Raw genomic sequence first — 9,441 nt, forward strand, 5'->3', positions numbered from 1 at the left:
CCCGCTTTAACGACCCACGCACTGTTGAAGTGACCACTGAAGCAGTACGTTTAGTGTCGTCATTGCAAGGCTCTATTGGCGATTGGGATTGGGAAAGTGCGGTGTTATTGTCCCGTTCAAAATCTACCCAGGAAGCGGTAGCTGGTATTTATAACCGTTATAAATACCATGCAGCTATTGCTGGTGAGCTTTGTCAAAACGGGACTGTTGCCAGCTTTGATAGCGGCAGCCTGAATTGCGGCAGCAGCAGCCTGGCCGGTTTTTACAATCCATTTGTGCAAAACAATGCTGCTAATGAAGCCATCCTGGCACTGGCTCAAGAAGTGCCTACTCGTGATGGCTTAAGCACTCTCTATGGTTGGGATGCCCGTTTCAGTGGTGAGCTCTTTGAATTCAGGGACAACATTGTAAGTGCAGCCTTTGGTGTAGAACTACGTAAAGAAAAAATCAGTGATGAGCCGTCTTTAAATGCTCAGGCACAGTTTGAAAACGGCTACCTGGTTGATGTATTCGGCTTTGGTTCTAGTTTTTCAGAGGCCAGCCGCAGCCAGGCGGCAGCATTTGCCGAATTCTATGTGCCTTTATCTGACAGCGTAGAGTTATTGGCTGCCGGTCGTTATGATAACTACAACGATTTTGGCGGTACCTTTAACCCTAAAATCGGCTTTACCTGGCGACCCACTGACGAGTTAATTTTCCGCGCGTCATGGGCAACCTCGTTCCGTGCTCCCTCACTGACTCAGGCCGGTGTTAAATTAAGAACTACTACTGCCCGTTATGACTGTTCTGCCAATGATTTGGTAAATCAGTTCTATTGTGGTGGCCAGGGTGGTACTGGCACTCCTAATGTACTGGAACTGGGTAATCCGGATCTGCGTGCAGAAACCTCAGAGTCGGTCAGCGTCGGTTTTGGCTGGAGCCCAACCCGCGATACTACTTTAACGGTAGATTACTGGCAGTTTGAACACAAACGCCTGGTGGATACCGACATGACAGCGGCCTTAGCGCGCAGTATTACTGACGTCACGCAGCGCCACTGTGGCTTAGTCCCTGAAGGTGCAACAGGTATAGCGTTAAATACCAGTGCCGCAGTCGGGCGCGATCGCTTTAATGTTTGTGATGTCGTGGATAGCCAAGGCCGGAATCTTACTGATGCCAATGCCAATATGACCGAAATTCTTAATAACTGGGTCAGCTCTACCCCAGCAAGGATTAACAGCCTGCCACTGCTACGCGACCATATTATTCAACTGGATAACGTTGGTCAGCAAACGGTAAAAGGTGCTGATGTACGCTTTAAACATACGCTGGATTTTGCCGGTGGACGTTTAGGCCTGGATCTGGATTGGACTCACTACCTGTCATTTGAGCGCAATAAAGCCGGCTCAGATGAGATAGAGTCGTTGGTGGGCACTTACCGTTATCCACGCAACATTGGTAGTGCTCGGGTATCATGGCGCGGTGAAGCGATATTTATGGGTTTATCAGCGCAATACACCTCGTCTTATGCCGATGATATCAGCCGCTTACGTACCCGTAATATTATCGAGATGGAAGATCTTGGCGTATTAACAGCAGACGGTACCCGTAATGTTGCTGCCTGGACTACGTTAAAAGCCAATATCGGCTATGACTTTGAAAACGCAGCTATTAGCTTAACCGTTAATAACCTACTGGATCGTGACCCACCAAGCGTTTATGGCTCGGCTCGTGGCTTCGATTCTATTAACCATGATGCGCTAGGCCGTAACTATCGCCTATCCTTTACTTACTTCTTTTAAGTAAAACATGGCAGGAGGGAGAGCTTGCTCTCCCTTTTTCTTTACGCGATAGCACAGGTTAACGTTATGTCTGTAACTACAAAAAAACCGGTGTCGATGCCGGATGCCTTTGTCATTTTATTTTTTGTAATGATACTGGCGGCCATCGCATCACACCTCATCCCGGCCGGCTCCTTCGATATTATCGAGGTGGCCGCTGAAACTGACAGTGCGGTAAAAACCAAAAGCCGTATTGATCCTGGTAGCTTCCAACTTGATCTCGACGGTGATTACGGTGTGCCTTTATTTGCCGAAGGTGGCGGAATTGGCTTTTTTAATTATGCCTTTGAAGGCTTGGTCTCAGGTTCCAAATGGGGCTCAGCTGTTGGCGTAGTGGCTTTTATTCTGCTTACCGGTGGTGCTTTTGGCATTATTATGAAAACAGGCGCTATCCATAACGGCATACTGGCGTTAATTGACAAAACGAAACGGCTGGATTTTTTATTTATCCCCATTATGTTTGTGTTGTTTTCGTTAGGTGGCGCCATTTTCGGCATGGGTGAAGAAGCGATTGCTTTTTGCATAGTGCTGCTACCGCTGATGCTTGCCTTAGGCTATGACGCCATCACCACTGTACTGGTTACCTATATAGCCACTCAAATCGGCTTCGCCACCAGCTGGATGAACCCTTTTAATGTGGCAATAGCCCAAGGTATCGCCGAAATTCCATTAATGTCCGGTTCGGAATTTCGTATTGCAATGTGGTTAGTCTTCACCTTGTTTGGGGTGATTTTTACCATGCGCTATGCATCGAAAATTAAGCAGCAACCTGAACTATCGCTTAGTTATCACACGGATCAGCTTATTCGCAGCGAACAGCAAGAACAAGCCAGCAGCAGCTACACCACATTGGATAGCATTATCCTATTGGTGTTTTTTGCAGGCCTGGGCTGGATTATCTGGGGCGTAACGGTAAGGGAATACTATATACCGGAAATTGCCAGTCAGTTTTTTACCATCGGTCTGGTGGTGGCTTTAGTGGCGGTGCTGGGTAAACGCTTTAGCGTCAATGATGCAGCAGACGGCTTTAAACATGGCGCAGCAGAATTATTGCCCGCGGCATTAATTGTGGGTATGGCCAAAGGCATAGTACTAATGTTGGGCGGAGACAATCCGGAATCCCCTTCAGTGCTAAATACGCTGCTCTATTACTCAGGCCAGGCGCTGGGCGATTTACCCTCTTACTTATCGGCCTGGTTGATGCTAGTGATCCAATCGGTGTTTAACTTTTTTGTCGCCTCAGGCTCCGGCCAGGCGGCGCTGACTATGCCACTTATCGCCCCGCTGGCCGATTTAGTCGGACTATCGCGGCAAATTGCGGTATTAGCTTTTCAATTAGGCGATGGCCTGACCAATTGCATTATTCCCACCTCCGCCGCCTTAATTGGTTGCCTGGGTGTCGTCCGTGTTGACTGGACTGTCTGGCTTAAATTTGTCTGGAAACTGCAATTATGGCTGTTTGCTTTGGCGTCCGGTTTTATGTTGCTTGCGGTGGCCATTAGTTATCAATAATGAGGTTATCTTGGAACAGATTATTTTAATTAAAAACGCACAAGTGCTGGCACCAGAGCCTCTGGGTCGCAGGGATGTACTAATTAGCGGTAATAGTATTGCTGCTATTGGTGAGAACTTTAGTGTCGCTGACAGTAACTTGCCTGTGACGGTAATAGATGCCTCAGAGCACTATCTGGTACCGGGTTTTGTCGACTCATTAGTGCATTTTATTGGTGGTGGTGGTGAAGGCGGCTTTGCTACGCGCACCCCGGAAATGCAATTAACCGATGCCACCCTGGGCGGTGTTACTACTGCTATCGGTGTATTGGGCACTGATGCGACTACCCGCACCCTCACTAACCTGCTGGCCAAAGCACATGCACTGCAAATTGAGGGGATTAGCACCTATTGCCACACCGGTTCTTATGAAATCCCCTGTCGTACTGTTACCGGTAACATTACTGATGATTTAATTTTAATTGATAAAATTATTGGCGTGGGTGAAATTGCCATTAGCGATCACCGCTCCTCGCAACCGACTATCAGTGAAATACGCAAAGTGGCTGCTGCCGCACGGGTGGGCGGCATGCTATCAGGCAAAGGAGGTATCGTCAGTGTGCATGTTGGCGCCGGCGACAGCCTGTTACAGCCACTGTTTGATGCGGTAACAGGCTCAGAGCTGACGGTAAAACAGTTTTATCCCACTCATATGAACCGCAACAATGCCGTGTTTGAATCGGGGTTACGCTTCGCTAAAGCCGGTGGTGTCATTGATTTTACCACCAGCACCACTGACTATGATTTAAAACATGGCGAAGTAGCAGCGGCCCAGGCACTGGCCCGGGCACTGCAAGCCGGTATTCCTGCGATGCAGCTAACCTTAAGCTCTGATGGCAATGCCAGCCTGCCTATTTTTAACGAGGATGGCGACTTGCTGGGGTTACAGGTAGGACAGGTGCGTACTTTGTATCAATCGGCCCGTGAAGCTGTGCAGCAATATCATGTCAGTTTAGCCGATGCGATAACGGCGATAACGGCGGCACCTGCCGCTGTGCTGGGGTTAAAGCAAAAAGGCCGGATCGCTGTGGGACTGGATGCCGATCTGGTGCTGTTACGCCATGATGATTTAACTATCGATCAGGTATTTGCCATGGGTAAGCAGCTGGTGGCTGCCGGTCAACCCTTGGTTAAAGGCACCTTTGAGCCATAAACGCATAAATATATTACTTTGTGTACTATAGAAAAGTGTAAAAAAGCTGCTTAGGCAGCTTTTTTTTATGCCATTTTGCCATCATTGTGCGAAATAGCGCCAATTCATGTAATTTATTTTCATTTTCAAAAGTCAGCTTACCTGCGATAAGCGCAACACTAAGCAAGAAATCTCAGCTTGCTTTTTGCGTTATTTCTGGGTATATCTGTTAACCTCTGCATGTTTAGATGGCTAAATGCTTCTGGGGAATCACCCTGTGCCCTTTGACCTCTGACACAGTTATCGTTATTTTCTTTCAGCAGCGACACTTAGACACTAAAAGAATAATAATCCATTTTTTGTGAATAGTTATTAATTACAGGCACGGTTGGGAGGTGAATTATGGCGTTGTATCAGCATAGTCAGGCAAGGGAGAACTGCGGCTTTGGACTGATCGCTCACCTGGAAGGGGTGGCCAGTCACCGCATTGTCAGAACCGCCATTAATGGCCTGGATCGCATGCAACACCGGGGCGGCATTTCGGCCGATGGTAAAACCGGCGACGGTTGTGGCCTTTTAATGCAAAAGCCTGACAGTTTTTTCAGAGCCATCGCCGAAGAACAAGGTTGGAACCTGGCCAAAAAATATGGCGTTGGTATGATTTTTTTAAGTCAGGATCCGGTGAAAGCGGCGCTGGCTAAAGACATTATCAACAAAGAAATTGCCCGAGAGACCCTGAGCCTGGTGGCCTGGCGCAAAGTGCCGATTGACAGCAGTGTCTTAGGCCCACTGGCTCTAAACTCTATGCCACACATTGAGCAGGTTATTGTTAACGCCCCCCATGGCTGGGGCGATCATGATTTAGAACGCCGCTTATATATGGTAAGGCGCAGAGTTGAGCAGCAGCTGACGGCTGACAGTGACTTTTATATTCCGAGTTTTTCTTCACTGGTTGCGGTGTTTAAAGGCCTGATGATGCCGGCTGATTTGCCACGCTTTTACACTGACCTGGCCGATATCCGTATGGAAACGGCGATTTGTGTCTTCCACCAACGCTTTTCGACCAATACCATGCCACGCTGGCCCTTAGCACAGCCATTTCGCTTTTTAGCGCATAACGGTGAAATTAATACCATTACCGGCAACCGGCAGTGGGCCCGTGCCCGTCAGTACAAATTTGCCTCACCCTTATTACCTGACTTGCAGGACGCCGCGCCCTTTGTCGGCCAAACCGGCTCAGACTCCAGCTCATTGGATAATCAGTTAGAATTGCTGTTGGCTGGTGGCATGGATTTATTCCGCGCCATGCGCTTGCTGGTACCACCAGCCTGGCAAGGCAATAAAGTGATGGATGACAATTTAAAAGCCTTTTATGAGTTTAACTCTATGCATATGGAGCCCTGGGATGGCCCGGCCGGCATAGTGCTTACCAATGGCCAGCATGTCGCCTGTAATCTGGATCGTAACGGCTTGCGCCCTGCCCGTTTTGTTATTACCCGCGATAAGCTGATCACCTTAGCCTCTGAAGTGGGCATTTGGGATTACACGCCGGATGAAGTGGTGGAAAAAGGCCGGGTTGGTCCAGGTGAAATGCTGGCGATTGACACCACTACCGGCAAAATCTGGCGCTCAGATGAGATTGATCAGGATTTAATGCAGCGGCATACCTATCGCAGCTGGCTAAATGAAAATGTGAAGCGCTTAGTGCCCTATGAGCAATACGAAACGGATTTAATTGGCAAAAGGGTCTTTAGCGACGACGAGATGCTGGTGCTGCATAAGCTATTTAATTACAGCTATGAAGAAATCGACCAGGTGATGACAGTACTGGCAAAAGACGGTCAGGAAGCGGTAGGCTCTATGGGTGATGATACCCCTATGGCGGTATTATCACGCAAACCCCGAACCCTGTATGATTACTTCCGTCAGCAATTTGCTCAGGTCACTAACCCGCCGATAGATCCGCTACGCGAAGCACATGTGATGTCGCTGGCGACCAGCATTGGCCGTGAGCATAACGTGTTTAAAGAAACCGCCGGCTATGCCCGTCGTATCCAGTTTGAATCACCGGTGATGATGTACTCGGATTTAAAGCAGTTACGCCAGGCTGATGAGAAGTACTATAAAAACCAGGTATTTTCGCTAAATTATGACCCGCAAAAACTCAGCTTGCAGCAGGCTATCGAGCAGTTAACCATAGATACCATCAGCGCTGTGCGCGACAACAATGTGGTGCTGGTGATTTTGACCGATCGTAAAATTGCGCAGGGTTTAGTGCCTATCCCAGCCGCCATGGCAGTGGGTGCGGTGCAACAGGCGCTTGTCAGGGCACAGCTGCGCTGTGACTCAAACATTATTATTGAAACGGCGACTGCGCGCGATCCGCACCATTTTGCCGTGTTAATTGGCCTGGGCGCGACCGGTATTTACCCGTTTTTAGCCTATGAAACCGTAGAGCAACTGGTTGAAAAAGGCACTATTAGCCTTAGTGCCCGCCAGGCCGTATTAAATTACCGCAAAGGCATTAATAAAGGCCTGTTTAAAATCATGTCGAAAATGGGTATTTCAACCGTTGCCAGCTATCGCTGCTCAAACCTGTTTGAAGCCGTGGGTATTCACCAGAATGTGATGCAGCTGTGTTTTGCCGATATCCCCTCGCGTTTAAGTGGCGCTGATTTCAGCGACTTTGAACAAGACACCCAGCAACTGGCCAATATCGCCTGGTTAAAGCGCAAGCCATTAAACCATGGCGGTTTATTAAAATATGTGCATGATGGCGAATACCATGCCTATAACCCGGATGTAGTGCAAACGCTGCAAAAAGCTGTACGTAGCGGCAGCTATGAGGATTATCAGCAATATAGCACCCTGGTGAACCAGCGCCCGGTCACTCATATCCGCGATCTGTTTAATTTAAGCCAAAACAGCAACAGTATTGATTTGGCCGAGGTAGAAGCGGCTGAGCTGTTATATCCGCGCTTTGACAGTGCTGCCATGTCTATAGGTGCCCTTAGCCCGGAAGCACATGAAGCCCTGGCCATCTCCATGAACCGCTTAGGTGGCCGCTCTAATTCGGGTGAAGGTGGTGAAGATCCGCGCCGCTTTGGTACCGAGAAAAACTCGAAGATTAAGCAAGTCGCCTCTGGCCGCTTTGGGGTAACGCCGCATTACTTAGTTAATGCTGAAGTGATTCAAATCAAGGTTGCGCAAGGCGCTAAGCCGGGCGAAGGCGGCCAGCTTCCCGGTGAAAAAGTCACCGCTGAAATTGCCCGCTTACGTTACTCGGTGCCAGGGGTAACCTTAATATCGCCGCCACCGCACCATGATATTTACTCGATTGAAGATTTAGCCCAGCTGATTTTCGATTTAAAACAGGTGAATCCTCAGGCGCTTATTTCGGTAAAACTGGTGTCAGAGCCCGGCATCGGCACCATTGCCACTGGTGTGGCCAAAGCCTATGCCGATTTAATTACCGTATCTGGCTATGACGGTGGCACCGGCGCCAGCCCGCTGACTTCAGTAAAATATGCGGGCAGCCCCTGGGAGCTGGGCTTGGCAGAGGTGCATCAGGCGCTGGTTGAGAACGGCCTGCGTGACCGCGTGCGTTTGCAGGTAGACGGTGGCCTGAAAACCGGCCTGGATGTGATTAAAGCCGCTATTTTAGGCGCCGAAAGCTTTGGCTTTGGCACAGGCCCTATGGTGGCACTGGGCTGTAAGTTTTTACGCATCTGCCATTTAAATAACTGTGCTACCGGTGTGGCCACCCAGGATGCGACACTGCGCCGCGATCACTTTACCGGCTTGCCGGAAATGGTAATGAACTACTTTATCTTTTTAGCCCGTGAAGTACGCGAGCTGATGGCGCAACTGGGTGTGACTGAATTGACTCAATTGATCGGCCGCACCGATTTACTGGACTATAAAACAGCCGAAACACAAAAACAGGCTCGACTGGATTTATCACCCATTTTACAAGCCAGTAGTGTTAGTTCAGAGCGGGCACTGCATTGTGTGCAAAAAAACACGCCCTTTGATCCGGGCGCACTTAACCAGCAATTGCTGGCACGCTGTGAACAGATGGTGCTGCGCAAAACCGGCGGCCAGTTAACCCTGCCTATTCGTAATACCGACAGATCGGTCGGTGCGGCGTTATCAGGCTTTATTGCCCGTCAGCACGGTAATCAGGGCATGGCCACAGAGCCGGTGCGACTGAAGTTTATTGGTACCGCAGGCCAGAGTTTTGGGGTGTGGAACGCCGGTGGCTTGTATCTGTCGTTACAGGGTGATGCTAACGACTATGTGGGTAAGGGTATGACCGGCGGCCAAATCGCTATTTACCCGGCCAAAGGCGCCAGCTTTGCTAAAAACGGCTTTACCATTGCCGGTAATACCTGTTTATACGGCGCCACCGGCGGCCGCTTATATGCTGCGGGTCAAGTTGGCGAGCGCTTTGCAGTGCGTAATTCCGGTGCCTTAGCGGTAGTGGAAGGCACTGGCGATAACTGCTGTGAATATATGACCGGCGGTGTGGTAGTGGTGCTGGGCTGTACCGGGGTCAATTTTGGTGCCGGTATGACCGGTGGCTTTGCTTATTTACTTGATGAGCAAGACGATTTGAGCCTGCGCTTAAACGCCGAACTGGTTGAGGCGCTGGATGTCAGCACGCCAATACTGCAGGAGCACCTGCGCAGCTTGTTGCACCAGCATGTAGAAGAAACCGGCAGTGATAAAGCGCAAAAAATCTTAAATGATTTTGGCAACTATTTAAGCAAGTTTAAGCTGGTAAAACCGAAAACCAGCGATGTAAACACCTTGCTTGGACACCGCGCCCGCTCGTCAGCGGAGTTGCGGGTACAGGCGATGTAAGGAGACGTTATGGCACAGAATGTATACCAGTTTATTGACGTAAAACGGATTGATCCGCCAAAACGCTCACAC

At 49.4% G+C, this 9,441-nt stretch carries 4 protein-coding genes; all 4 read left to right on the forward strand.

What is annotated here, in order from left to right; translation table 11 throughout:
- Positions 1-1,781, forward strand: a 1,781-nt coding sequence (locus V7D78_RS15040) for a TonB-dependent receptor domain-containing protein (protein ID WP_333609275.1), incomplete at its 5' end; no start/stop codon positions are given.
- A 66-nt stretch (positions 1,782-1,847) separates the two neighbouring features.
- A complete protein-coding gene (gene yfcC / locus V7D78_RS15045) occupies positions 1,848-3,332 on the forward strand; it encodes a putative basic amino acid antiporter YfcC (protein WP_333609276.1) in 1,485 nt (494 codons plus the stop codon).
- A 10-nt stretch (positions 3,333-3,342) separates the two neighbouring features.
- Positions 3,343-4,524 carry a beta-aspartyl-peptidase gene (gene iadA, locus V7D78_RS15050; RefSeq protein WP_333609277.1) on the forward strand — a complete coding sequence of 394 codons (1,182 nt, stop codon included), beginning with the start codon at positions 3,343-3,345 and terminating at the stop codon, positions 4,522-4,524.
- Between the two features lie 381 nt (positions 4,525-4,905).
- Positions 4,906-9,369, forward strand: a complete 4,464-nt coding sequence (gene gltB, locus V7D78_RS15055) for a glutamate synthase large subunit (protein ID WP_333609278.1) — start codon at positions 4,906-4,908, stop codon at positions 9,367-9,369.
- Positions 9,370-9,441 lie beyond the last annotated feature (72 nt).

Source organism: Arsukibacterium sp., from assembly GCF_036735525.1.
Taxonomy (GTDB): domain Bacteria; phylum Pseudomonadota; class Gammaproteobacteria; order Enterobacterales; family Alteromonadaceae; genus Alishewanella.